This is a genomic window from Ruegeria sp. CF3, assembly GCF_056537365.1.
In genome coordinates this window covers 1144562-1169268 of record NZ_JBQFRK010000001.1, presented here as the reverse complement: position 1 = coordinate 1169268, position 24707 = coordinate 1144562, and the positions used below count along the sequence as shown (strand labels likewise).

At 56.0% G+C, this 24707-nt stretch carries 25 protein-coding genes and 1 tRNA gene; 11 read left to right on the top strand and 15 right to left on the bottom strand.

Going from position 1 to position 24707, the window contains the following annotated elements; all coding sequences use genetic code 11:
• Genes tmk through ACR0KC_RS05875 form a run of 3 tightly spaced genes read right to left on the bottom strand, consistent with a single transcriptional unit; the run spans position 1 to position 3128 of the window.
• On the bottom strand, positions 1-633 hold the full coding sequence (tmk, locus tag ACR0KC_RS05885; protein ID WP_170663793.1) for a dTMP kinase: 633 nt from the start codon (positions 631-633) through the stop codon (positions 1-3).
• On the bottom strand, positions 630-1796 hold the full coding sequence (locus tag ACR0KC_RS05880) for a D-alanyl-D-alanine carboxypeptidase family protein (RefSeq protein ID WP_480771595.1): 1167 nt from the start codon (positions 1794-1796) through the stop codon (positions 630-632). Before ACR0KC_RS05880 ends, tmk begins: the two co-directional genes overlap by 4 nt.
• 18 nt (positions 1797-1814) lie before the next feature.
• Positions 1815-3128: an SPOR domain-containing protein gene (locus ACR0KC_RS05875; RefSeq protein ID WP_480771594.1), complete on the bottom strand. Its 1314-nt coding sequence runs from the start codon at positions 3126-3128 to the stop codon at positions 1815-1817.
• A 204-nt stretch (positions 3129-3332) separates the two neighbouring features.
• Between ACR0KC_RS05875 and ACR0KC_RS05870 the strand changes: the two genes are divergently transcribed.
• Positions 3333-3422 (top strand) — tRNA-Ser (locus ACR0KC_RS05870).
• 376 nt (positions 3423-3798) lie between these two features.
• Here the strand turns inward: ACR0KC_RS05870 and ACR0KC_RS05865 are convergent.
• The 3 genes from ACR0KC_RS05865 to ACR0KC_RS05855 are packed head-to-tail and all read right to left on the bottom strand — an operon-like array spanning position 3799 to position 6121.
• Complete coding sequence (locus ACR0KC_RS05865) at positions 3799-5478, bottom strand: recombinase family protein (protein ID WP_480771593.1); 1680 nt, start codon at positions 5476-5478, stop codon at positions 3799-3801.
• Positions 5475-5891 (bottom strand): DUF2924 domain-containing protein, encoded by a 417-nt coding sequence (locus ACR0KC_RS05860; protein ID WP_480705403.1) that lies wholly within the window; start codon positions 5889-5891, stop codon positions 5475-5477. The genes ACR0KC_RS05865 and ACR0KC_RS05860 overlap by 4 nt, the downstream gene beginning before the upstream one ends.
• Positions 5888-6121 (bottom strand): DUF3489 domain-containing protein, encoded by a 234-nt coding sequence (locus ACR0KC_RS05855; RefSeq protein ID WP_170597081.1) that lies wholly within the window; start codon positions 6119-6121, stop codon positions 5888-5890. Before ACR0KC_RS05855 ends, ACR0KC_RS05860 begins: the two co-directional genes overlap by 4 nt.
• A gap of 446 nt (positions 6122-6567) precedes the next feature.
• Between ACR0KC_RS05855 and ACR0KC_RS05850 the strand changes: the two genes are divergently transcribed.
• The 3 genes from ACR0KC_RS05850 to terL are packed head-to-tail and all read left to right on the top strand — an operon-like array spanning position 6568 to position 9854.
• Positions 6568-7962, top strand: a complete 1395-nt coding sequence (locus ACR0KC_RS05850; protein WP_480771592.1) for a site-specific DNA-methyltransferase — start codon at positions 6568-6570, stop codon at positions 7960-7962.
• Positions 7955-8389, top strand: coding sequence for a DUF5681 domain-containing protein (locus tag ACR0KC_RS05845; RefSeq protein ID WP_170597082.1), 435 nt, complete (start codon positions 7955-7957; stop codon positions 8387-8389). The genes ACR0KC_RS05850 and ACR0KC_RS05845 overlap by 8 nt, the downstream gene beginning before the upstream one ends.
• Positions 8376-9854: a phage terminase large subunit gene (terL, locus tag ACR0KC_RS05840; protein ID WP_480771591.1), complete on the top strand. Its 1479-nt coding sequence runs from the start codon at positions 8376-8378 to the stop codon at positions 9852-9854. The genes ACR0KC_RS05845 and terL overlap by 14 nt, the downstream gene beginning before the upstream one ends.
• Before the next feature lie 324 nt (positions 9855-10178).
• On the opposite strand, the gene ACR0KC_RS05835 is transcribed toward terL, so the two are convergent.
• Genes ACR0KC_RS05835 through ACR0KC_RS05815 form a run of 5 tightly spaced genes read right to left on the bottom strand, consistent with a single transcriptional unit; the run spans position 10179 to position 15317 of the window.
• Positions 10179-10724, bottom strand: coding sequence for a hypothetical protein (locus ACR0KC_RS05835; RefSeq protein ID WP_480705397.1), 546 nt, complete (start codon positions 10722-10724; stop codon positions 10179-10181).
• A gap of 51 nt (positions 10725-10775) precedes the next feature.
• Positions 10776-12116 carry an MmgE/PrpD family protein gene (locus ACR0KC_RS05830; RefSeq protein ID WP_480771590.1) on the bottom strand — a complete coding sequence of 447 codons (1341 nt, stop codon included), beginning with the start codon at positions 12114-12116 and terminating at the stop codon, positions 10776-10778.
• Positions 12117-12467, bottom strand: coding sequence for a cupin domain-containing protein (locus ACR0KC_RS05825; protein ID WP_480705393.1), 351 nt, complete (start codon positions 12465-12467; stop codon positions 12117-12119). It abuts the gene before it with no gap.
• 13 nt (positions 12468-12480) lie between these two features.
• Positions 12481-14127 carry a choline dehydrogenase gene (locus ACR0KC_RS05820; protein WP_480771589.1) on the bottom strand — a complete coding sequence of 549 codons (1647 nt, stop codon included), beginning with the start codon at positions 14125-14127 and terminating at the stop codon, positions 12481-12483.
• Complete coding sequence (locus ACR0KC_RS05815) at positions 14124-15317, bottom strand: M24 family metallopeptidase (protein WP_480705389.1); 1194 nt, start codon at positions 15315-15317, stop codon at positions 14124-14126. The genes ACR0KC_RS05820 and ACR0KC_RS05815 overlap by 4 nt, the downstream gene beginning before the upstream one ends.
• Positions 15318-15771: 454 nt before the next feature.
• Here ACR0KC_RS05815 and ACR0KC_RS05810 point away from each other — a divergent pair, with 454 nt between their 5' ends.
• Positions 15772-16605 carry a LysR family transcriptional regulator gene (locus tag ACR0KC_RS05810; RefSeq protein WP_480796337.1) on the top strand — a complete coding sequence of 278 codons (834 nt, stop codon included), beginning with the start codon at positions 15772-15774 and terminating at the stop codon, positions 16603-16605.
• A 178-nt stretch (positions 16606-16783) separates the two neighbouring features.
• Here the strand turns inward: ACR0KC_RS05810 and ACR0KC_RS05805 are convergent, their stop codons facing one another.
• Entirely contained in the window at positions 16784-17536 is a 753-nt protein-coding gene (locus ACR0KC_RS05805) for an SDR family oxidoreductase (RefSeq protein ID WP_480705758.1), read from the bottom strand.
• A 276-nt stretch (positions 17537-17812) separates the two neighbouring features.
• On the opposite strand from ACR0KC_RS05805, the gene ACR0KC_RS05800 reads away from it, so the two are divergent.
• From ACR0KC_RS05800 to ACR0KC_RS05790, 3 genes are read left to right on the top strand one after another with little or no spacing between them, the layout of a single operon-like run.
• Entirely contained in the window at positions 17813-18244 is a 432-nt protein-coding gene (locus ACR0KC_RS05800) for a carboxymuconolactone decarboxylase family protein (RefSeq protein WP_480705756.1), read from the top strand.
• Positions 18228-19130 carry an RNA polymerase sigma factor SigJ gene (gene sigJ / locus ACR0KC_RS05795; RefSeq protein ID WP_480771587.1) on the top strand — a complete coding sequence of 301 codons (903 nt, stop codon included), beginning with the start codon at positions 18228-18230 and terminating at the stop codon, positions 19128-19130. Before ACR0KC_RS05800 ends, sigJ begins: the two co-directional genes overlap by 17 nt.
• A gap of 22 nt (positions 19131-19152) precedes the next feature.
• A complete protein-coding gene (locus tag ACR0KC_RS05790) occupies positions 19153-19629 on the top strand; it encodes a RidA family protein (protein ID WP_480459707.1) in 477 nt (158 codons plus the stop codon).
• Between the two features lie 82 nt (positions 19630-19711).
• On the opposite strand, the gene ACR0KC_RS05785 is transcribed toward ACR0KC_RS05790, so the two are convergent.
• From ACR0KC_RS05785 to ACR0KC_RS05775, 3 genes are read right to left on the bottom strand one after another with little or no spacing between them, the layout of a single operon-like run.
• The gene (locus ACR0KC_RS05785) at positions 19712-20152 is read right to left on the bottom strand and encodes a nuclear transport factor 2 family protein (protein ID WP_170597092.1); all 441 of its coding nucleotides are present in this window, start codon (positions 20150-20152) and stop codon (positions 19712-19714) included.
• 30 nt (positions 20153-20182) lie between these two features.
• Positions 20183-20584, bottom strand: a complete 402-nt coding sequence (locus ACR0KC_RS05780; RefSeq protein WP_480705385.1) for a nuclear transport factor 2 family protein — start codon at positions 20582-20584, stop codon at positions 20183-20185.
• A gap of 12 nt (positions 20585-20596) precedes the next feature.
• Positions 20597-21130 carry a peroxiredoxin-like family protein gene (locus tag ACR0KC_RS05775; protein ID WP_170597094.1) on the bottom strand — a complete coding sequence of 178 codons (534 nt, stop codon included), beginning with the start codon at positions 21128-21130 and terminating at the stop codon, positions 20597-20599.
• A gap of 72 nt (positions 21131-21202) precedes the next feature.
• Between ACR0KC_RS05775 and ACR0KC_RS05770 the strand changes: the two genes are divergently transcribed.
• The 3 genes from ACR0KC_RS05770 (at position 21203) to ACR0KC_RS05760 (ending at position 24707) form a co-directional block, all read left to right on the top strand.
• A complete protein-coding gene (locus tag ACR0KC_RS05770) occupies positions 21203-21808 on the top strand; it encodes a TetR/AcrR family transcriptional regulator (RefSeq protein ID WP_480705383.1) in 606 nt (201 codons plus the stop codon).
• 656 nt (positions 21809-22464) lie between these two features.
• The gene (locus ACR0KC_RS05765) at positions 22465-23499 is read left to right on the top strand and encodes an amino acid ABC transporter substrate-binding protein (RefSeq protein WP_170597095.1); all 1035 of its coding nucleotides are present in this window, start codon (positions 22465-22467) and stop codon (positions 23497-23499) included.
• 74 nt (positions 23500-23573) lie between these two features.
• Complete coding sequence (locus ACR0KC_RS05760; RefSeq protein ID WP_480705381.1) at positions 23574-24707, top strand: ABC transporter permease subunit; 1134 nt, start codon at positions 23574-23576, stop codon at positions 24705-24707.

Here is a 24707-nt window from a genome sequence, read left to right as displayed (position 1 = left end):
TCAGCTCAATTGCAGGGACGTCATGACAATATCTGTCACATCCCGCGCAACGCTGTCCATGTCCCGATTGCCGTCGACCACGTGGAAACGGTCAGAGAATTCATGGGCCAGACCCAGAAAACCTGCCCGCATCTGTTGTTGAAGCTCCAAACCGAAATCTTCGAACCGTTCTTCGGTGCCCTGTCGACCTTTGGCGCGCAACAGGCCGGTTTCCGGGTCCATATCGATCAGCAAGGTCATATCTGGCTCTCGCCGGATCATCAAGCTGTGCAACTGATCCACCAAACCCCGCAGATCGCCGCGCGACAGACCTTGATACATCCGGGTACTGTCGGCAAAGCGATCGCAGATCACAACCTTGCCCTCTGCCAACGCGGGTTCAATCGTGCGCTCAAGATGATCGCGCCGGGCAGCGGTGAACAGCAGGATCTCGGTCTCGGCCGACCAGCGGTCCGGATCACCCTGCAGCACAAGGCTGCGAATTTCTTCTGCCCCGTCCGATCCGCCGGGCTCGCGCGTCAGAACGACGTCGCGGCCTTGATGCCGCAAGTGCTCGGCCAGCAGGCGCGCCTGCGTGGACTTGCCTGATCCGTCAATGCCTTCGAAGGTCAGAAACGTTCCGCGCGCTGTCACATTTGCTCCAGCGGAGTGTTGATCACTTCTTTCAGAACGATGCCACCCACGGTCAACATACGCACGACAAACCCGCCCAAGGGAACATCCTTTTCCGCAACCAGCGGGCGGCGGATTTCGGGCAATCCCTCGGGTTGGATCACAAGCTCGGCCAATTGCTGGCCTTTGCTGACGGGTGCGTTGATAGGGCCGTCATAGACAACCTCGGCCTTGATGTCCTTGTCGCCCAAAACGGGGAACAGCAAGGTCAGATCACCCTCGGGCACCAATCCCACAGTCTTTTCCGCCCCCATCCAAAGCTTGGCCTGGGCTACCGGTTCTTCTGATTTGGCAACTGTCCTCTCGACAAAATTTCGAAACGACCAGTTAACCACGGCCTCAGCCTCCTCTGCGCGCTTGGCGGTGCTGTCGAGCCCTGAAAGAACAAAGACAACCCGTCGGTCGCCTTGTTTGGCAGAACCGACCAAACCATATCCTGCCTCTTGGGTATGGCCAGTCTTGAGGCCATCGGCACCGATATCCAGCTTCAGCAGCGGATTGCGGTTCCGCGCGTTCGAGGGCGCGCGGCCATCGAATTCGAACTCTTCTTCGGCGAACAGGGGATAGTACTCGGGGAAATCGGTGATCAGCCGGTCGGCCAGAACTGCCAGATCGTGCACTGACATCATGTGCCCAGCAGCAGGCCAGCCGTTGGAATTGGCAAAGTTCGAGTTGTTCATGCCCATCTGCTGCGCCCGCTGAGTCATGAAACGGGCGAATCCGGCTTCGCTTCCGTCGGGGCTGAGCGCTTCGGCGATCACGACACAGGCGTCATTGCCCGAAAGCACGATGATCCCACGCAAAAGATCCTCGACCCGGACACGATCCTGCGTGTTCAGGAACATGGTCGAGCCGCCATAGCTCATTGCATGTTCCGAGACGGGCAAAGTTTCGTCCAGCGTCAAACGACCATCGCGCAAGGCTTCAAACGCCACATAAAGCGTCATGAGCTTCGACATGGACGCTGGGGGCAGAGGCTGATCGGCGTCTTTAGACAACAGCACAGTGCCGGTTTTCTGGTCCATCACATAAGCCGCACGCGCGGTGGTGTCGAAGGCATGGGCAGGCAGTGTCAACAGCGCCAACCCGAGGGACAGTGTGGTGGATCGCAAAGCGGAAAGCATCATGGGCCTCCTGTTTGATCAGTTCTTTGCCGTGAAAGCATCGGTAAACCCAAGGTCTTTCACATCGTTCAACATCGCACGACGTTCCGCGCGGGTTGCAACGGGTCCAACCAAAACGCGCCAGACCGACTTGTCCTCGCTTTTCAGTTCCATGACTTCGGCAGCCATGCCATTGCGCCGGATCTTGTCCGCCGCGCTCTTGGCGTTGGATTCTACGCTGAAGGTGCCCGCCTGAACAAAAGGTTTTGCCAACCCACTTGTCGCCGCAGCACTCGCCGTCGCTGGTGCCGCCGCCGTTGGTTCAGAGGCCTCGATGGCCGCTGCCGCTCCGGCAATCGGGTCCAGAGGCGTTTCGGTGATTGCGTTAGGGTCTTTCTTTTGCCACCACTTGCGCTTGGCCGGTTTTTCAGCCGGTGCCGTCAGTTCGGGATCCGACAATGCTGCCGTCTGTGTTTCTGACGAAGGGGATTCGGTCCCGGCAGCCGCTGCGGTTGCTGCGCCAGCTGCAGCGACTGCAGTCTCGTCGCTTGGCTTTTTCTGCCACCATTTGCGTTTGGCCGGTTTCTCTGGGGCTGGGGCCTCATTCGCGGCCAATTCACTGGTCGGGGCTTCTGCATTGGTCGGGGCTTCTGCACTGGGCGCATCTTCATTCGACGATGCAGCAACGGCAGCCCCAGCAACGACTGCAGCTCCGGTCGCTGCTTCGGTGCTTGGCTTTTTCTGCCACCATTTCCGCTTTTGAGGCTTTTCAGCAGCGCCCGCTTCCGACGCTTCTGCGGTGTCGGTTGTTTCCGAACTCTCTGCACTATCTGTCTCTTCGGCAGGTTCCGCGGCGACAGGTGCAGGGGGTTCTTCAATAGCCTCACGTCGCAACGCGACAACCTGCACCCTGGTTGGAGCACCAGCCAGCATTCCCAATTGCTCGGCAGCGGATGACGAGACCTGCAGCGCGGGTCCCGGCAAATTCCGCTCACGGCGGAACAGGGCACCCGTTACCGATTTGTTGTTGGCTGTATTCTTGATTAGCACCCGCTCGGGTTGAGTCACATCAGGGTGCGCCACCCAGATACCACCCAGCGATGGCCGCCCGTCCCACAACCCTGCTTCGGTGACCTGAAAAACCTCGGGGGCTTCAACATCGCGCTGATTGGTCGCGGCAGCCTCGGGGAACAGTTCGAACCGGTTTGTGTTGTCCGCATCTTCGGCGGCCGTATCCTCAGGCGGGTCCTCTGTTGTAAGTAGCCCTTCTTCGCATCCAGCCAATGCTGCCATGGTCACGACCAAAATTGCCAGCCGTTGTGGCCCAAAGCGTGTGCCCGTAGCTCGCTCCATTTTCTCAATCCCTTGCCTGACAAGGCCATTCCGGCCGCGCCCCACCGCGTCATTGCTGGTTCTTGTTGCCAGTCTTGTGCGGTCTTTCCCGCAGATCATAGCGCGGGCATCGGGCCATGGAAAGACTGCTACATTCGCTTCGGCAAGATTTCCCGCTTTATGGCTTGCCACCGCGCTCAACTCGTCATAGACCCAGCCTCACGCGGGGAGGTGGCAGAGTGGTCGAATGCGGCGGTCTTGAAAACCGTTGAACGTGAGAGCGTTCCCAGGGTTCGAATCCCTGTCTCCCCGCCACTCATACCCGTCTCACTTCAGTTGTGTTTTCTGACCCGGAATTGTGTCGCAATTCCCGCGAGTAAGCGCATGCGCTTTCAATCAGAGACGAAGCAGACCGTACACTCAGAGTGCAATTCAGGCCCAAGTCTCAGTGACGCATTTTGGCGGGGTCGCTTTGGACTGGGTTTCCCTGATAACCTGCAATTTACAGGGAATTTTCGCAAAACAGGTCTGGAACCCGGCATTTCAGATGTCACAACTCTATTTTTTCCAATGGCTTAAGTTGCAAATTCCCTAAAACGTGAAACAGGGAATTTTTTTTGTGGGAACAGGGAAATGTTTATTCGGATCAGGGAGGCCGAACCCTGTATCAGGGACGCCGGATCTGGAGGTGTCAGAAGCCGAATAGGCGCTCCTGTTCAGCCCAATCAAGTGGATGGGTCACGCTGACCAGACGCTTGAGTGTGAGTTCGGGCGGCTGGGTGCCGTCGAGAATCGCGGCCTGAATCTTTGGTGAGAGAAAGGCGAGCTGGGCGCGTGTGCGGATGAAGGCGCCGGGGAGGTTTTCCTGCCGCGCAATTTCCATCAGTTGAATCCCGGCTTTCAGATCACGGGCCCAGCCATGGGCACGGATCAGCATGGACCGGAGGTGAGGATCGGGTTGGGGTGCCATGTCTCCGGCGATGACCTTGGCCTCGACGCCGCGGCGGCGCAGATCGAAAGGTGCGGTGATGTGTGTGAGATCCGGGTGCAGTTGGTCAGCAGTGATGCCAAGTGCGCTTGCCAGAGTCTCGGGATTCAGTTCGAGGTCGATCTGTCCTCGCGCAATTATACCGTTGGCCAGGATATCTGCGCCAAACAGATCGCCCTGGCCTTGACGCCGGATCACTAAGTCCGCAACTAAAGTCTGCACTGCCTCGGCTGATCCGGCCTCCGGCTGCGCCAGTACCCGGTGCGCGACGGCGGCGTCTTGCAGATGTCTGACGATGACATCAATGACCGCGTTTTCCAGCGCCGGTCCGGGCAGTCGCCAGCCGGAAGTATCCTTGCCGCCCGAGGTCAATCTATTGGAGACATAGTAGCGCAACCGTCTGCCTTTGCGCGTGGTGTGGGTTGGCGTCAACCGATCACCTGTCTCATTCCTCAGACGACCCGTGAGCCAGGCGCCGGGGTCATTGGTACGTTGGCGCTCATTGGGTGTAGGGTCTGCACGGGATCGCCGCGAGGCTTGGCGCATTTTCTCCTGCACCCGGTCCCAGATGTCCTGGTCGATGATCGCCGGATGTTGTCCGTTCCAGATCTTATCCTTGTGGCGGATTTTACCGAGATAGACCGGGTTGCGCAGCAGATAGTAGATCTGGCCGCGTGACAGCGTACAATCTCCCTTCACGCTTCCATCTTCCCGAACTACCCGTTTTGACCGCAGCCCTTCTGCTGTTGCCCGTTCTTCTACTTTGCGCAGGCACCCCAGTTCCCCATAAAGACCAAAGAGAAGCCGGACGGTTCCGGCCTCCTTCTCATTCACCACCAGCGTTCTTGCCTTCGGATCGGGGTGGCGGTCGTAACCAAGGGGCAGGTTACCACCCATCCAGAGCCCTTTTTTCTTGGAGGCGGCAATCTTGTCACGAATACGTTCCGCAGTGACTTCCCGTTCGAACTGGGCAAAGGACAACAGCACATTGAGGGTCAGCCGGCCCATGGACGATGAGGTGTTGAAGGCCTGTGTAACCGAGACAAAAGAACAGTTCGCCTTTTCCAACCGTTCGACCAGCTTGGAGAAATCGGCGAGCGATCGGGTCAGCCGGTCGATCTTGTAAACCACAACCATGTCGATACGCCCGGCATCGATCTCTTCAAGAAGACGCTGAAGGGCAGGGCGCTCTAGGGTGCCGCCCGAAAGGCCACCGTCATCGTAGCGGACTGGCAATAAGGTCCAGCCTTCATTTCGCTGGCTGGCGATATAGGCTGCGCAGGCCTCATATTGCACGTCCAGGGAATTAAAGTCCTGATCCAGACCATCTTCTGAGGACTTGCGCGTGTATATGGCGCATCGGATTTTGCGGCGCGGGCTCATTTGGCCCCCTTGCTGGTGAGCCCAAAGAAACGCGGCCCTGACCAATGCGCGCCGGTAATCTCTCGGGCGATGGCGGAGAGCGAGCGATAGGACCGACCGTTCCAAGTGAAGCCGTTCCCTGTCACATCGACCATATGGGTCACGCCATTCCACTCGCGCAGCAAGCGCCCGCCGGGTTTTAGGGTAGGACAGGCAGGCCGGGGCTTCTTCTCAGCGCCCTTGTCCAGCGAGGCTTTGACCTGCCGGGGTAGCCCGCCATGACGGCGGGACTGCATCTCAAAGGCGATAAAACGGCGCAGGAAGGGTTGGCTGAGCATGGCCGGGGCGGGTTGATCAAACAGTTGTTGCCAAATCGTGACCAGATCCGATCGACCCATGGCGACGAGATCGGCGACATCGCTAGTCGTGGTCATGACTCTTCTCCTGTTCCCACCGTCAGGTGATATGTGGAAGACCCATGTGGTTTGTCGGATGCGCGTCGTTCTATCGTGACGCCGCTTTTCTTTCGCAGGCCGCTCAACGCGGCTCGAACCGAATGGGGCTGCCACCCTGTTGCTTTGCAGAGCGCCTCCAGGCTGGCGCCACTTGGGCGACGCAACAAAGCTTGTAACTTTTCAATCTTGGTTTGTTTGGAATTGGACATGTACTGTCTCCTCTGATTTTGGGTCAGCGAGATGCTGAGCCCCGGTACCGAGGAGCGCCCGAATGGCTCGGGCGTAGGACCAGTGATGCGTGGTTTGCAGTAATAGTCCAGCGCTTTCTGGAGCAGTCTCAGGAGGGGGGTGTATTGTAGGGTGTTGCTGCCGTACCCTCGATTATTCGTCAACAATCTTAATTGGTTACTTTTGGTTTTGGGGTTGCGTCTCGTATTGATGGCGCCTACATGTAGCACAATCGCCCGGACTATCAGGGCGGGAAACTGCTCCCGCAGGCAACACTCATTGGAAACACAGGTTTCCGCAGAGAGCATTCGAAGGGGCAACGAACCGGATCGATTGGTCCGAAGAGTTGTTAATCGTGCTCTCTCCGAATTCCCAACACGATCCTTTCTTGTCGACGCTAAAGAGCGTCAAATGAAAGGAGGCGGCTATGCCGGCTAAGAAACCACAGAGCGACGCCAAGGCGTCCAACACGCCGATCTGGATGGCAGAAAAAGTCATCCAATCTCAGATCAGCAAGATCAAACCCTACGCCAACAACAACCGCGTGCACGCGGCCAAGAACATTGACAAGCTGAAGGCGTCGGTGGCCCAGTTTGGCTTTGTCACCCCGATCCTGTTGGATGGTTCGGGCACAATCATCGCGGGTCATGGCCGCTATGAAGCCGCCAAGGCTCTGGGATTGATGTCCGTTCCAACTGTTGTCGCGGATCACCTGTCAGACGCAGAAGTGCGCGCTCTGCGCATTGCGGATAACAAGCTGGCAGAATTGTCGGACTGGAACGAAGCGGCCCTCCAGATTGAGTTTGCCGAGCTGATGGATCTCAGCCTTGATGGCGAGCTGGATTTTGATCTGGGTATCACCGGGTTCGAAACGCCGGAGATTGACATCATCATCGACGGCGCAGACGAGGCCACGGAGACTGAAGCAGAAACTGTTGAGACGCCGGACCCTGCGGCACCCCTAATCACTCAGCCGGGCGACCTCTGGGTTCTTGGAGATCATCTCATCTTCTGCGGGGATGCCATGCAAGCCCAGAGCTACGACACCTTGCTGGATGGCGAGACCCCGCAGATGGTCTTCACCGATCCTCCTTATAACGTGCCGGTCAATGGGCATGTCCGCTGTGGCACCGGTGGCGATCATCGCGAGTTTGCCATGGCGTCGGGGGAAATGTCGGACAGCGAGTTCCGCGGCTTTCTTGCAGACGTTATCACCCGGGTGTTTGGCCGTCTGACTGACGGGGGTATTGCGATGATCTGCATGGACTGGCGTCATATTGAAGAGTTGATTGCGGGGGCCAAGGCAGGTGGATTGGAACTCATCAATCTCTGTGTCTGGAATAAGACCAACGGAGGCATGGGCAGCCTTTACCGGTCCAAGCACGAGCTGGTTTGCATCTTCAAGAAGCCCGGTGCGCCGCATGTCAACAATGTCGAACTGGGAAAACATGGTCGCAACCGGACCAATGTCTGGGACCATGCCGGTGTGAACAGCTTTGGGTCAGGGCGCGAGGCGGATCTTGCTGATCATCCCACGGTGAAGCCGACAGCTTTGGTGGCAGACGCCATCATGGATGTGAGTCATCGCGGCGATGTTGTGCTGGACGCCTTTGGCGGGTCCGGCGCGACATTGCTGGCAGCTGAGAAAACCGGGCGCCGGGCGCGGCTTATTGAGCTCGACCCGGCCTATGTCGATGTCGCCATTCGCCGCTGGCAGGAGATGACCGGTGAGAGCGCCGTGCATTCGGTGACAGGCCAGACGTTCGATGCGCTTTCTGCGGCCAGCGACACCACTTCTGCTCAGGAGGTGGGTCATGTCTGACGATACGAAAGACTACGAGGTGGGTTACGGTAAACCGCCCAAAGCGACCCAATTCAAAAAAGGCCGCTCTGGCAATCCGAATGGACGACCAAAAGGTGCCAAAGGGGTGAATGCCAGTCTGAAACGCGAGCTGGAAGCCAAAATCACCGTCCGTGAAGGCAGCCACGAAACTCGGATTTCCAAGGCGGAGGCAATTGCCAAGCGGCTCACGGCTGGCGCGTTGAAGGGCGACACGAAATTGCTGATGGCGCTTCTCAAGGTCGACGCCGATCTGTTCGGCGGGACAGATGATGGAAGCGAACAGGCTAGCGCTGCTTTGAATGGGCCGGAGACAGTTGATTATGATATCCTCCGGGATTTCTTTTCCAGCCAACTGAACAGTGACGGCGGTCCTGAAGATGGGGAGGTGGATGATGTCAGCTCCTGATCCCAAAATGGTCCGGCAAGCCGCGCGCGAGATTTGCCGGGACAATTTCTTTCCCTTCGTGTGGCGCGTGTTTGACACGCTGCACCCAGGGACCGACCGCAGCTTTGATCCGGCCTGGCATGTGCGTGCCATGTGCCATGAGTTGGACAACGTTCGCGTCGGCGAGAACAAGCGATTGATCATCAACATCCCGCCGCGGTGCCTGAAATCCGTAACAGTGGCTGTTGCGTATGTTGCCTATCCTCTTGGGCATAACCCCAGCGCCAAAATCATTGTTGCCAGCTACGGGCTGGATCTGGCGCGCAAGCATTCCGAAGATTGTCGACGGATCATGTCTGCGCGCTGGTACCGGGAAATGTTCCCTGAAACTGTCTTGGCTAAAAAGGGCAACACCTCAGAAGAAATCCGCACCACAAAGGGAGGCAGCCGAAAGGCTGTCTCCATCGGCAGTTCTGTGACTGGACATGGCGCTGATTACATCATCATCGATGACCTGCTGAAAGCCGGAGATGCGGGCTCCGAGGCCGAACTGATCAAGGCGCAGGAGTTCATTGAGGGGACCTTGCTATCGCGCTTTGACAACCCGGCTGAGGGGCGTGTGGTTATGGTTGCACAGCGGTTGCACGAGATGGACCCGCCGGGCTACCTGCTGGAACGCGGGACCTATCGGCACCTAAATCTGCCTGCCATCGCCGAAGACCATGAGACGGTGCCTCTTGGGCATGGAAAGGTCATGCACCGCAAACCGGGTGATCTCCTGTGCCCGTCGCGCCTGGACCAGAACACGCTGGATACCAAGCGTCGTGAAATGGGCGCAGCCGTGTTCAATTGCCAGTATCAGCAGAACCCCATTGCTCCAGACGGGTCACCCCTGCGCTGGGAGTGGTTTGGCACCTATGAGATCCTCGAAGATCGTCGCTGGTTCCAACTGGTCGTTCAAAGCTGGGATACAGGCATGTCTGCGGATCCCCGGTCCGACTTCTCGGTCTGTACAACATGGGGGTTCCGCGAAAATGCGTGGTACCTTGTCGACGTCTGGCGTGGGCAGGTGGACTACCCAGACCTGAAAGCTAAGGCGCTGCAGCTTGTCGGCCGTTGGGATCCCGATCGTGTTCTGATCGAGGATGCTGCCTCAGGCAAACCGCTATTGGACGAGCTGTTTCGTGATGACCGTCGGCGATACGAACGCATTAAACCCGACAAAGACAAGGATACCCGGTTCCAGTCCGCTTGCGGCCATGTCGAAGAGGGCAAGGTGTATCTGCCTGTAGACGCGCCCTGGCTGCGGACTTTCAAGCGGGAGCTGCAGTCCTTTCCACGCGGGCGCAAAGACGATCAGGTCGACAGCTTTGCCCATTTTCTGAACTGGTCCAAGGGACTAGGCTTCTACCGGGCGCTGGGTCGCGATCACCAGATCAACATCGAACGTCGGGAGCGTAACCGCGAGAGGGTTAGGCGACGGTAGAACAGAAATCAAAGTTCGAGGCCGATAGTCGGCCCTGAACCGCCCAGCGAAACCTTGGTCATTGGGCCCAAAAGGGCGAGGAGCGGTCATTCGCCGTGCTTGTCGCCAACGTCCGCAATGCAGAGTTGCTGTTCAAAGTAAATCAACGACTAAATGCTCTGAGACTGAACACATGGCCGATACCGGTTTCACCATCACCAAATATGTCTTCATCGCTGTGAATGCGGCGGACAAACGGATTGCGCATTCACACGCGGGTCTCCGGCATCAAGGGAAGGACGTCGACCAAGGTAATCTTCATCGTGCCACTTCTGTTTACCAGATTTAGTTGAACTCTGTCATATCCACCTTACGACGGGCCATGGCATGGAAATTCTCCATGGTGAACTCCACCTCCTCACCGGTGGTCCATTCAAAAAGAGAGCGTTGGACCTGCGTCAATGGGCCCTCGTAAACATGGATGGCCAAGCTTTGCTCATCGTCTGCCGTGATCGCGTGGATCGCATCAGGACCAAGGCGCACGACGTCACCCGCCCTGACAAATCTGTTGCCGCCATGGCGCATTTTGCCGGGTTCGCGCTTGTACAGCACCTCGACCTCGGCGCCACGATAAACGGCGATGTGCACCCCCATGCAATGTTCGTGAGGGGCGAAAACCACATCCGAATTGTAGCGACACGTCCAGATCGAACAGGTTTCATCCTCGAACACCATCACCTCGTCTTCGTCCAATTTGGCGATGGCATCAGCTAGATCTTCATTGCTCGACTGGCTGTCTTGCAGCACTGTACGAATGGCCGCGGTGCGGTCTGGAGACGCGGCAGCCTCGCGGATGGTCCCGGCAAGTTCTTCCAAAATCTGCTTCTCCATATGACTACTCCCCATCAACCATTTGTCCGTTGCTACCATCCAAAACGAACTTCATTCGCCGGGCTCGCCTAATTGCGACCGCTGCAGCAGCTCCATCAGGTTAGATGGTGAAGTGGCTTCGCCGGGATTGGACAGAATATTTGAAATGTTTTTGCGTGCTTCTACATCAAGGACAGGCTCGGCATAATTATCCAGTTTTTCGATAAGTTCCTGATCGGAGAGAGGTGCGTCATGGTTCCCCCGTGCGGCCTTGAAGTCGGAACCCAGTCGGCTGCCGTCTTTTAACGTCAGTGTCACACGTGCATAGCGCTCGGCCGGAAAGGCTGAATTGCATCTGTCGTCCTCTTCCAAGATCACCATGTCGACGAGACGCCAGATTTCCGGTTGATCATAGTGGTCCGGCAACAAGTGATCAGGTTGGATCGTGCCAAATCGTAGAGCAAGCGCCACCGCAAGCGGCAGGCTGTACTGAGCAGCATCGCTGTCTTCGGGGCGACGTGTCGCCAGTTTTGTTGCTTCATGGAAGGTTGGCACCGTGATCTTTGTGATCTCGTCTCGTGGAATGTCATGTTCGCGCAGGACGGATAGGATCGCCTCGACCGGCGGATGTGCCCATCGGCAAACCGGGTAAGCTTTGAAATTGCTTTCAAGGATCCGCCAGTTTACGCCGAGGTCGCTCCAGGTGGCGTCGACTTCGGCAGCCTCAACAGTCATGGCAGGTGCCCCTGTAAACCCGTCTTCGGCCAGATCTGCGGCGGAAAGGCCGGTCAGAGCCCCCCAGGAACTGCTATCCTTGACCATGGTAGGGTGCTCAATACAGCGCATCATTGGAGCACGGGGACCATAGTATTCGGCAATACCCAGTGCCTGCCGGGTCTGCTCTTGGGACAGCCTCCGCAGACGGCTGGCAATGGCGGCGCAGCCGAGCGCGTTCCAGGCCCCGGATGAGTGATAGTCAGGCGCAGTTGCGTGCAGGGAAAGACCGGCACGAATTGCGATTTCCTGACCCACGACGAGATGGCAAAGCAACTCGTCCATGGTACACGCGGCATTGCTCAATTCGGCAAAAAGCGCGGGTACCAGTGCAACGCTTGCATGCCCTTTGCAAAGCTGGTGGCCGTCATGGGCATCCAGCGCATCAACCGTCGCCGCCCCGGAAAAGGCAAAGCCTACTGAGTTCACTGGGCGACCGTCGAAGGGCATCGGCAACGTGCCGGGATAGCGTTTGGCTGCGTGGTTCCGTGCGATCCGGCTGGCATCGGTCATCGCCCCGGCGGCCCAGACCGCCAGCGTGTCGACGAGACAACGGCGCGCCATATGAAGCACCTCCGGGGGGATCTGCGCCGGAGTCAGATCGTGGATGAAGCCGGTGATATTGATGGGCGATGTCACTTAGCGATCCTGCCAACGAACCTGCGCGGCCCGCTTCGCGGCGGACATGAAGGTGTCGTGATACATGTAACTGTTGCAGATAGGATCTGAGATCACCCATGAGGCACTCGCACCGGCCTGAACCGTCAAGGTATCGCCTGCCTGAATATCAACCGCTTCACCATCCGCGAAGGTTAGGACAGCGGCACCTTTGAGCACATACATGGTTACCGTGCGATCATAGTCATAGCTGAAGGCCGGATCGGCGCATTCCCAAATCTCCCAGCCATCAATCTTGCGCTTGGTGTCTTCGGTCGCCTTTCGGCGTTTGAAATGGGTTGAATCCAGCAGACGCTCGGTGAGTCGTGTCATGTTCGGTCTCCAGTCAGACGGCGCGGTGATAGGGCACCGTTTCGGGGGGCAAAGGTTGTCGGCCAAGGATCATGTCAGCCGCTTTTTCAGCGATCATGAATGTGGCAGCGTTGATATTGGCGCTTGGCACGGCGGGGATGACAGAGGCATCAACGATGCGCAGCCCATCGATACCGCGGAATTTGAGCTCAAGATCAACCACGGCGCGCGGGTCGCCAGTGGGCCCCATGCGTGCAGTACCACAAGGGTGATAGGCGGACGACGCATCTTCCCGGATGAACTCATCCCAGTCTGCATCGGTTTTGACTTGGTTGCCGGGCAGATCTTCGCGGACGTGGAAATCCTTGAACGCGTCCTGTGCCAACACCTCGCGGCCGAGTTTCAGACCTTTGCGCATGACAAGCCAGTCGTGATCGGTCGCCAGATAGTTGGGATCAATTAGTGGTGCGTCATTGGGGTTGTTTGTCGCTAACCGAACAGTGCCCCGGCTTTCTGGCCGCATGGGGCCAGCACCAAGGCGGTACCCGTTCTTGGCCGGATCCGGAATCCAGTTCGGCCCGAACAGGATCGGGAAGAAGTGGAACTGGATATCCGGGTGTGTCGTTTCAGGTGTGGAGCGCAAGAAAGCCCCAACATGGCATTGGTTCACCGCTGCCACGCCGCCTTTCCAACCAAACCATTGGATACCGGCCCAAAGCATGAGATGTGGTTTAAGATACTTGTTCAGCGAAACAGGTTTGTCGGTTTCGACCTGTACATGGGCCTCTAGGTGGTCATGCAGGTTCTCGCCCACCATCGGTGCGTTGAAGACAACGGGTACATTGCGGTCGCGAAGATGCGCCTCGGGGCCAATGCCGGACAGCATCAGAATTTGAGGCGTGCCAAAGGCACCAGCAGAAAGGATGACCTCTCTATTGGCGCGCACGGTCTGGTTCTTTCGCCCTTTTGAGAACTCCACCCCTACCGCGCGGCTTTTTTCTACCAGCACCCTCAGCACCTTGGCGCCGGTCGTGACCGTCAGGTTTTCACGCTTGGCTTGCGTATGCAGATAGGCGCGGGCCGAGGTGCTGCGATATCCCCCTTCGACGGACATTTCAAACCGGCTGACGCCTTCCTGGGAATAGCCATTCACATCTTTGGTAAGCGCATGACCTGCCTGCTGCCCAGCCTCAAGAAAGGCGGTGTTCAGTGGATTCAGATCCTCCATGGGCTGCGCTTTGACCCCGACCATGCCAGCATTGTTACGGTATTCGTTGGCCGAACCGTCGCGGCGCTCGGATTTCTTGAAATAGGGCAGGCAGTCGGCAAAGGACCAACCGTCGCACCCCTCGACCTCGGCCCAATCGTCATAATCCCGCGGGTTGCCACGCAGGAACGTCATGCCATTTATCGCGGACGACCCGCCAAGCGCCTTGCCTCGGGGCTGGTCGATCTCGCGGTTGTTTAGATGCTTTTGCGGCGTAGTCTTGAACCAGTAATTGTATTTGCTGGTCGGCTTGAAGGCTGATCGTAGCCCGGCAGGCATTTGCAGAATCCAATTGCGATCATCGCCCCCATGTTCCAACAGCAGCACCGAATAAGTGCCGCCTTCGGTAAGCCGATGCGCCAGCACACAGCCCGCCGTGCCTGCGCCGACAATGACGTAATCATAGCTGCTCACAGGTAGTCGTCCTCGAACGGGCAATCTGTCAGGGGCACGGGGCCGTTCTTGGTGATCAGTACTGGTTGTTCCAGCTTCACGCCCTCGTCCCCGCCCACCGGGCCGATATAGCTTTCGACACAGACGCACATACCCTCCTGGAAGGTGCCCGAATATTGCCAGGTCTCGTGGTCTTCAGGGTAATAGATTACCGGGTACTCCACGCCGAAGCCAATGCCGTGGATCATTTCGGCATAGCGGTTGGGTACATAGATGTCGTGCATCTTCCAGCTCAGCTCGCCGAACTCTTCAAAGGTCATGCCGGGACGCAGCAACGCCATGTTGTGCTCCATCTGCTCATAGGCATGCGCATAAAGCACCCGCTGTTCGTCAGTCGGTTTGCGGTCTCCAATGACAAAGGCGCGGGTCTGGTCGGCAAAGACGCCATCCGGCCCGATCAGATCGCTGTCGAACACCAACATCTCACCGTTTTCGATCTTTTTGTCGGTGGATTCGGTGAACCACGGGTTGGTGTGGTGGCCCGAGGCTAACAACCGGGTTTCCTGATACTCGCCCCCGTGGCGCATATTGTATTCGTTCATTTTGGCCAGAAGAAAGTTCTCGGTCACGCCGGGTTCGGCAAAGCTGCGCATATAGGCGATCGCATCTGTGCAGACTTGCATTGAGTTCTTGATGATCGCGACCTCGTCCATCGACTTGATGGAACGTGCCATTTCCATCGGGCCTTTTGCATCCTTCATCTTGATGCCGCGATGCTGAAGCGCGAGCATCGGCAACAGGTCAGCCCGGTCGATACCCAGCGTCGCCCCGCGCCCGCAGGCCCGATGCAGCAGGTCGACAATCTCGTCTGCCCATTTGTTCGCGTGTTCCTCGGCACGATGCCCCGACCCGAAATAGTCCCAGCTTTTCGCGGGGCGTGTTTCCTGGATTGTCTCCAGATCGTCGGACAGGTGCTTGGCACCACCATAATCGAACAGAACCACAGGCCCCTCGATCGGCACAAAAACGTATCGGGACATGTGATGCGAGGTCCAGACCTGCATGTTGCGGCAACCGGTGGCGTAGCGGAGATTGAGAGGATCGAACAGTACCGCCGCATCCATCTTGAACTGGGCCAGCAACTCGCGTGTTCGGTTCAGGCGATAGGCGCGCACGCGCTTCTCGTCAATGATGTTGGGTAGATCCAGCATAGGGTCCTCGCAGCTTGGGACTATTCCATATTGCGTCAGGATTTGTGGTTAAATCAAACAAAACAATCTTAATAAGTGAGTAAGGAAAATAATTTCACAGGACGCCGCTTGAACGCTTGATCGCAATGTATTCGAACTTCGTATATCGCGCGGAGGGCACACGTCTCTGCACCAAATCAACCAGACCCCCCTCGTACAGTGCCCAAGCAGCAGAAGCTAACGATCGATTGAAAAGGCACCAATCACGAGCATAAATTACCTTCTGTCCTGGCCTCCCCAATTCGACGGCACGTTCAAGTGCTTGGCCAGGTTGATCATGAGACGAAACATCTACTACAGGTTCAATTTGTTCAGGCATGCCCTTCCTTCCAGATTTTTCTCGCCAAGCGTGGCTAATTTCAGTAAATCAGGCAAACGAAACAACTTTAACATCTTATGTCGGATTTACTTAATCATGCCCCCTGCGCTTGATCTTGATCTCATCAAAACATTTCTAACTGTGGTCGACGCAAAGGGTTTCAAACCTGCCGCCATACAATTGAACAAGACCCCAGCGGCCATCAGTCAGCAGATCAAACGCCTCGAAGAAATTCTTGGAAAACGTGTGCTGGAGCGCAGCAATCAAGGCATCTCACTAACTTCAGCCGGAGAGGTGCTCAGGGCAAAGGGGCTGAGACTGATGTCGCTCAACTATGAGCTGCTTGGGGAGTTGCGGCAGGATGAATTGGCTGGGCCTCTCAAGTTCGGTGCGCCGACCGATTATGCGCCAACCTTGCTACAAAAGCTGTTGCCGATCTTTCAGCGCGAATTCCCAAGAGTGTCCCCGAGCATCGTTCTTGAGCCAAGCAGATCACTTCGGCCGAAAGTCGCCTCTGGGGTTCTGGACATGGCCATTGTGGCTCGAGAACCTGATAGTGAAGAAGGCCATGAGCTCTGGTCCGAAGAAATCACATGGTTTGGGTCTTCGAAGAGTGAAAACGGAAAAGCTCGCTGCGGTCTGCTAACCACTGACTGCGTCCTGAGAGACGGTGCGCTGCGCGATCTGAGGGATGGGCGCTATGCTCATGAGCTGGTTCTTGAAGCTGCTACCGTTGCGTCCTTACGGGATGCGGTTGAAGTAGAGTTCTGCCGAGCGTTTCTTCCAGCTTCTGTTGCCGAAGGGTTCTCCCGGGCACAATCGACTGAACCCAGTTCCACATTGCAGTTGACTTTCTGCTTGATCGCCGGACCACGGTTTGACGAGGGCACCGCCGTGCAGGTGGCCAGGAAGTTTCGAAAGGTAATGTAAGCGGACATACGGCGTCGTATGAACGAATGTCTGGAATATGCCGTCATCACACTTCCCAACAAGCTGACTTATCGGCAGCTTTTTCCGCCAAGCGGTCATTGTGCGGATTTTGCAGAACGTCGGCTCTTGGAACTGATCAGACATCGATTCAACTCGAACCAATGTCTGCTCTTTGCCTTCAGAACTTGCTGATGGAGTTGCCCCCATCGACAAGCATCGCACTTCCGGTAACAAATGAGGCGCCGTCCGACAGAAGAAACTGAGCTGCTGCGGCGACTTCGGAGGGTTCAGCCATGCGCTTGAGCGCATGAAGCCCCCTGACAACCTCATGGAAAGAGGCGTCTTCACCTGCCATAGGGGTCATCGTTCCACCGGGAAGAAGTGCATTGACTCTGATGCCCTCGGAGCCATGTTCAGCTGCCAGGACTTGTGTCATGCCGATCAAGCCTGCCTTCGCAGCAGCGTAGGCTCCCATTCCCGGAAGACCAATAGTGTGCCCGACAAATGACGACGTAAACACAATAGAACCACCACCTCTCTTGCGCAGCGCTGGAACCTGAAACTTTGCAGCAAAAAAACCACTGTTCAGGTTAACAGCTATCACTTTGTGCCAGTTGTCACTTCCCATATCTGGAATAGACTCCATGTCGCCAGTGGTGCCGGCGTTGTTGAATGCTCCGTCTAAGCCACCAAAACTCTTTTCCGACAATTCAACGAGCGCACAAGCGTAAGCCTCGTCCGTGACATCGCCCGCAAGCGAAACAGCGTTGCCGTTGCCTTGCCTTATTTGCCCAACAATCTCATCCAGTTGAGCTTTACGACGCGCGCCCAGAACAACGTTTGCTCCGCTCTTGGCAAAGAGAAAAGCTGCAGCAGCGCCGATCCCGCTGCTGGCACCAGTGATGATGATGGTTTTGTTTTCGAGTTTCATTGCCATGCCTTTCCTTAATTGCATGACACTCCACTAAGGTGGCGACGAACTGTTCTTCGACCCGATTCATGCGCATGCCCAACTGGCAGAAATGAAAGCGCAAAATTCGGGTCGGCACGATGACAGAAAGATTTACGCTTTATTGCTACAAGCGAGTTGTATGCAAAAAAATCATTTTAGAACAAAGCTCTAAGAAAATTCACTGATGGGCGCGTCACAAAAGCCGACCGACAATCGTCACTAGTGCATAGGATAGTCAAACAAAGGAAAGTGACGATGAGTACTTCAACTACGACTCAATATGAACAGACGATCCCCGACGTACTCCAGACGATGGCCAGCGTGCATCAGGTGCTCGACAACCATGGCCTTGATCTGAAAGTCCGCCACCTCGTTCAACTTCGGGCATCTCAGATTAATCGCTGCGGTTTCTGCATCAAAATGCACACGAAAGAGGCTCGGCAAAACGGCGAGACCAGCGAACGTCTGGACAGGGTAATTGCCTGGGACCAAGTGAGTGATTTCACCGACGCAGAGAAAGCGGCGCTGGAATGGACAGAGGCTTTGACAAGCCTGCACTTGAAATCAGACCTTGCGGCCATGCGCGCACGTTTGAGCAGGCATTTTGCCGACGCTGAGATCGGAGCGCTGACTGCCGAAATCGCCATGATCAATCTGTGGAACCGGATAAATGTATCAAAGCACTGAACTCACAAAGTCGGAACTTGATGCTTTCGAAAGCATGCGTCCAAGACTGTCGGGCCTCGCTTACAGAATTCTGGGGTCTCTAAGCGATGCTCAGGATGCGGTGCAAGACACGTTTCTCAAATGGGCGGGCACGAACCGTGCGGCGATTGAGAATCCAAGTGGTTGGCTTGTCACCGCTTGCACTCGGCGCTGCCTCGACATGCGACGCTCGGGCGACCGGGCACGCATGAACTACGTGGGGGCCTGGCTGCCGGAACCGATTCAGATTTCCAGCGAGAATGATGCAGAGAAGGAAGCGGAGTTAACATCCAGTCTCTCGATGGCTTTTCTGATCATGCTTGAACGGTTAACCCCGAAGGAGCGTGCGGCTTTCCTGCTTCACGACATTTTCGAAATGTCTCATGCCGCCGTCGCGGAAACACTAGAAACCTCTGAAGTTAGCAGCAGAAAGCTGGTATCTCGGGCGCGTGGAAACGTCGGCCGAGCGGTTACTCGCCACAAGGCATCCCCAGAGCGACAGATGGCTTTCCTGACGGCGTTCAAGGCGGCCGTTACGGAAGGTCGGATCGACAAACTTTCCCAGATGCTGGCCGCAGATGCTCTTCTGAGCGCAGATGGCGGCGGCAAGGTGCCGGCAATCCTCGAAGCGATTGAAGGCGCTACGCCACTCTGCAATTTCGTCTCCTCTAACCTGCACCGATACTGGGTCGATCACGAATGGGTGCTTGTCAATCTTAACGGCATGCACGGTGCCTTGATAAAACTCGGGAAAACGACAACGGCGGCGCTCTCTTTTGCGTTCGACGACGAGGAGAAGGTTCAAGAAATCTACATCGTCCGAAACCCAGACAAACTCACCCATCTCGACGTGGTTCATATCCAATGATCCGCATAATCGGAGAATAGTTATGCGAAACGTTATCCAAGCCATTGGAGCCATTACGATGTTCACATTTTCAACCAACCCGGGTTTGGCCGGTGAAATTCAAACCATCAATCCGTCGTCGCTCTATGATCCTGTGCCAAACGGATACAGTCACGCGATGACTTCAAACGGTCTTGTTTTCATTGCGGGTCAAGGCGGTGAGAACCAAAAAGGCAACCTCGCACCTGATTTCGAGATGCAGGTCGCCCAAGCCTACCAGAACCTTGCCATAGCGCTTGCGGCTGCCGGGGCGGGTCCCGAGCAAGTGGTCAAACTCACTACCTACGTTGTTGATCACGATCAGACGAAATTGGCGGCGTTAACACGTCAACTCAAGTTGGTCTTCGGAGGCCATCTGCCGACGCAAACGTTAGTGCCGGTACCAAGGCTTGCCCTCGACGGAATGTTGTTCGAGGTCGATGCCATCGCCGTTCTGGATTCCGGCAACGTCCAGCGCTGATTTGTCCAGTCGCTATTGAAATTGTTGGGAGGCACCCACGCAGGTGCCTCCCTGATCAAGCGAATGGCTCGTGCCTCAGGTCTCAGTTGTCCTCAGGAGCATGCTGATGCCACATGTCGGTAATGATTTCCCAACCATCGTCTTCCGGACGTAAGACAAACAGGTAGGTGCCTGTTGCATCCATACCGACGGCTTCGATTTTTGCCTCAACGAACCCGATCATCACCGCCAAGGTCTCGTCGTCCGAGACGTAAACGTGGTCAATCGTGTGGGTGACGTCGCCTTTATTGGCGGTGACGAATTCGAACAACTCACGAGGACCTTCCAAACCCTGACGAACAGGTTTGCCCTGTTCGATCCAAAGCGTGTCTTCGGAATAGAGCGACACCAGGCCAGGCGCGTCGTGATTGGCGGCGAAGGCGTTGAACTGGTCGTTAACAGCGCTCAGGCTGGAGGCTGTGTCATCTGCAACGACGACACCGGTCGATAGCAGGACAGCCATAATGGGGGTCATCATACGCATAATGCGTTCCTTTTTTTTGATGGGGAGGTGTCAGGAAATCGGATCTGGGTCAGGGCGCGCGAAGATCACCTCTCGCGTGACCTGCCAGCGGTCGTCTTCGAAAATCAGATCGATGCTGAGCTCAAGCGCTTTGCGTGCATCGCCGATTGGCACGCGTCGGGTGATCAGGACATGTCCTTGGTCTCCATTGGCTTCAACAGCGTTGAACCGGGCCCATTTGTGATCATCCGGGTTTGTGTCTTTGACCGAGCTGGCCATCAGAGCCATGAAGCTGGGTTTGTCAAAACGTGCCAATTCGCCGCTGATGTCCAGCATCAGGATTTGTATGTCTTGGTGATAGATGCGGTCCAGACCGCTGGTATCGCCGTGGATCGCGACATTCATCAGGTCCTCAACCGCGGCGCGCACGCCTGTTTCTGTTCTGTCTGCCATTTCAGTTCTCCTTCAGGCGTGGCTGCCGTTGACTGGGAAGTCGCCCGACAACCCCCGCAGGAATCGGATACCCATCACAAGGCTGGTCAGGCTGGGTCGGGCAAAGGGGACGTTCGAGATGTCGACGATTTGCAATACGCCTTGACCGTTGATGACGAACAGACCGGGCTCGGCAAATGGCCCCTCGACATCCATACCGTTGCGCGGGCCAGAGATGTACAGACCCAGCGCCTGCATCTGCGCAACGCTCAGGCCATAGCCAACATCGAATACCGGTGAGACATCTTGCATTTGTGCCGTGGCACGCTCTGCGCTATCGGCTGAGACCACCAGCACATCGACACCTAAATCGTTCAGGTCAGGGAGCGCGCTGTTCAATTCTCTCAAGTAGATCGTGCAAAGCGGGCAGTGTTTGCCGCGATAGACGACGGTCAACATCCAGTCGTACCCGTCCCGGGGTGCGGACAGGCTTCGAGTGTTACCGCCAAGCACAGGTATATTGATCGTCGGAAATGCCTTTCCGACGGCAGGTTTAGGGCTGGTCATGAGGAGCCTTTCTTGTTATATATTGATTGATACATAATTATCGCAGCAACGCGAGAGTCAAGGAATTATATATTGACCGTTACAAAAAAAATTGGTCGACCGAGAAACTTCGACTATGACGAAGCCCTTATGCAGGCGATGTCGGTCTTCTGGACCAAGGGTTATGACGGGGCGTCTCTGCGTGATCTGACGCAGGCGATGGGGATCACTGGGCCAAGCCTTTATGCGGCCTTTGGTGATAAGCGAGAGCTGTATCTCAAAACCATCGACCTCTACGCCGACGTGGATGGCTGCGCCCCCGTGGTGGCCTTCGAGACCGAGGAAGATATTACCAAAGCCATCAAGGGGTTTCTGTCCGAAGTGGTGCACTATGCCACTGAGCATGAAAGCGGCGCGAAAGGGTGCTTTTTGGCCTCAAGCGTGGTCACGACGGTCGGGCAGGTCGAAGGCGTGGCCGAACGCATTGAGGCGGCGATTGAAGATACCGAGAAACGCCTTGCCGCTCGGTTCGACCGGGAGATCGAAAAGGGGACCTTGCCCGCAGATTTTCCGTCTCGTGAACGGGCCGCGCTTCTTTATGACCTGAGGCAAGGCTACATGTTCCGAGGGCGCGCTGGTTGGAGTGGCGAACGCATGCAACAAGACCTCGATTCCAGAGTTCAGATGCTGCTGTCTTAATGCCGATCAGTTCTAAAGCCTCCTCTGCTGAAACATTGACCTATTGGGACTTGGACTGAAAAGTTGAATGCTTCTCAGCGCGTTTTTTGCGAACCGAGAACGGCGCATAAAGGGGGGTGCACCTTCACAAAGTTGAGCTCGATAAAGGCCCCCACTTAAGTCGACCGCCAATTTATGTTGAGCAATAACTGTAATTTCGCTCCACCGTCGTCTGTCGAGCTAGCGATGAATTTGGGTAAGATCAGCATCGGTCTTAGCTTGTATTGAACTCAACCGCCTTGGCGTTCATTTGGTGAACCTGAACGCATCGTGTTTGGGTATCCGTACTCCGGTTATGCGCCGAAACAACGGTGAAATTGGGTTTGGATTTGCAATTGCCTCAATTGTCTGTCCTTCAACCCGTTATTTTAGCGAAGTATTCTGGATTCTGAAGTACTTGCTGTTTTTCGAGCGTGATTGGCTTTTCTTGCAGTAACTCGAAGCAAGCTAAGAAATGAATACCAACCAAATGCACAGAATTTGAGCGAGAATTCTCTGCTCTCTGACCCCAATGGAGGGTTCCACAGTCGAGACTGTTGACTCGTTGCGACAAGTTGTACATTCTCTATATCAATACGTATGTGCTGAAATATAGAACAACAGTGGAGTGAAGAAAAATGCATGTCAAAGGTGTAGTGGCAAGTTTAGCTGTTGCCGCGGGGTTCGCTTTCCCAAGTTTGGCACTTGCGGAAAGCCCGACCATCAAAGCAATCCAGGAGCGTGGCAAAATGCTTTGCTCAGGTCACAACGGCTCATATTTTGGTTTTGTCGAAGTGAATGACAAAAATGAGTGGAAAGGCTTGGACATTGACCTTTGCCGAGCGATGACCACCGCGCTGCTGGGTGATCCTGGCAAGGCGCAGATTGTTCCTTTGAGTTGGGCTCAGCGTTTCCCTGCGCTGCAATCGGGTGATGTTGATATCATTATAAAGGCAACCGGCTGGACTATGGGTCGCGACACTGAACTTGGGCTGCAATTCTCGATCCCATACTTCTTTGGCGGTGCGCAATTCATGGCGCATGGAAATTTGGGCATCACCGAAGCCAAAGACTTGGAAGGCGGTACGATTTGTGTTGAGGCGGGTACGACTATTGAGCGCATCGCTGCTAACTACCTTGAGAGCCTTGGAGTAGAGCACACGATGGTGAGCTACGAAAAAGCATCGGAACTACGCGCGGCTTATCTGGCCAACAGATGCGATAGCTTCGTCGCCTGGGGCCCGTTCCTGGCCGTTCTGCGCGCCACCGAGATTGAAAATCCAGATGCGCACGTGATCTTAAACGATCAACTTTCGAATGAACCGATCTCAGCCGCGATGCGTCAGGGCGACGAGGACTTTGTCGACTTTACCAACTGGATGCTGGCCGCTCTGCTGATTGCCGAAGAAGAAGGCATTACATCGGAGAATGTCGAAGAAATGGCATTAAACCCGCCGAACCCCAAAATTGCGCGTCTGCTGGGTGCGGAGCCGGGCATGGGTGAGCGTCTAGGCATCCGTGACACATGGGCGAAAGAGATGATCGCAGCCGTCGGTAACTATGGTGAGATTTACCACCGAAACCTTGGTGACAACAGCCCGTATAGGCTGGAACGCGGTCTGAACAATCTCTGGAGCCACGGCGGTGTTCTGTATGCTCCACAGCTTGACTAAGAGGTAACTTAGACACGGGGCCGCGTGGTATTGCGGCCCCGCATTCCCCCCCAAAAATCAGAAGATTAAAAGCCATGGACGCATCCGAACTGAAGGCGCGCGCCAACAGGCGCAAATTGATCATCCAAAGCGCACTGATCGTGTTTTCTGCGCTGGTCGTCATCAGCGCCATCCAAAGTGCCAAGATCAATCTGAATGCTTTGGGGCTGGCAAGTGGTTTTGGGTTCCTCGAGCGGTCTACCGGTTGGTCCTATTCGTTTTCGCTGATAGACCGGGATATCAATGACAGCTATGCTCGGACCCTGACGATCGGGTTCCTGAACACTGTTTTCTTAGGCTTTCTGACGATTGTGCTTTCCACTGTCTTTGGGTTTCTCATCGGGACGTTTCGCGACGCGCGGAACCCGGCGCTGAAAACCGCTGCGACAGTCTATATCCAAACATTCCGGAACATTCCGCTGATCCTGCAGGGCATCTTTTGGTACGCCGTTGTGATCCACCTGCCGGGACCAAGGCAGGCGATGAATCTGTGCGAAGCGATTTTCCTGTCAAACCGCGGGTTGATGATCCCGCTGCTGAACGTGTCTCTGACCGTCGTTCTTGTCATGGTATTGGTCCTGATCGCGGCGGCATTTTTTCTGTCGAGGATGAAGATCAGCCTTGCCAAAATTGCGCTGGCGCTGATCGGTCTTGGCTTTTTCATGGTTCTTATCGCAACCGGCCTGACAGTTCCGGCGGGTGAGGGGGCAATCTCCTGGCCCGCGCTCAAGGGCCTGCGGTTTGAGGGCGGTTTGACGATTTCACCCGAACTACTGGTGATGATCATCGCCATTACGCTATATGGCTCTGCCTATATCGCTGAGGTTGTACGTGGTGGCCTTGCCGAAGTGCCCAAGGGGCTAATTGAGGCCGGTGAGGCGCTGGGGCTAACCCAGCGTGCGATCTGGGCGCGGATCAAGATGCCCATGGCGCTGCGGACGATTATACCGCCGCTTGGAAACCAGTGGATTTTCATCATGAAAGCCACAACCATCGGTGTCGCCATCGGGTTCTCTGACCTGTTCTACATCGTCTCTACCTCAATCACGCAGTCCGGGCAGACACTGGAACTGATTGCTATCCTCATGGGCGCGTTCCTGCTGGTCAATTTCTCGATTGCTCAGTTCATCAACTGGCTGAACGAAAGCCTCAAACTGAAGGCGCATTGA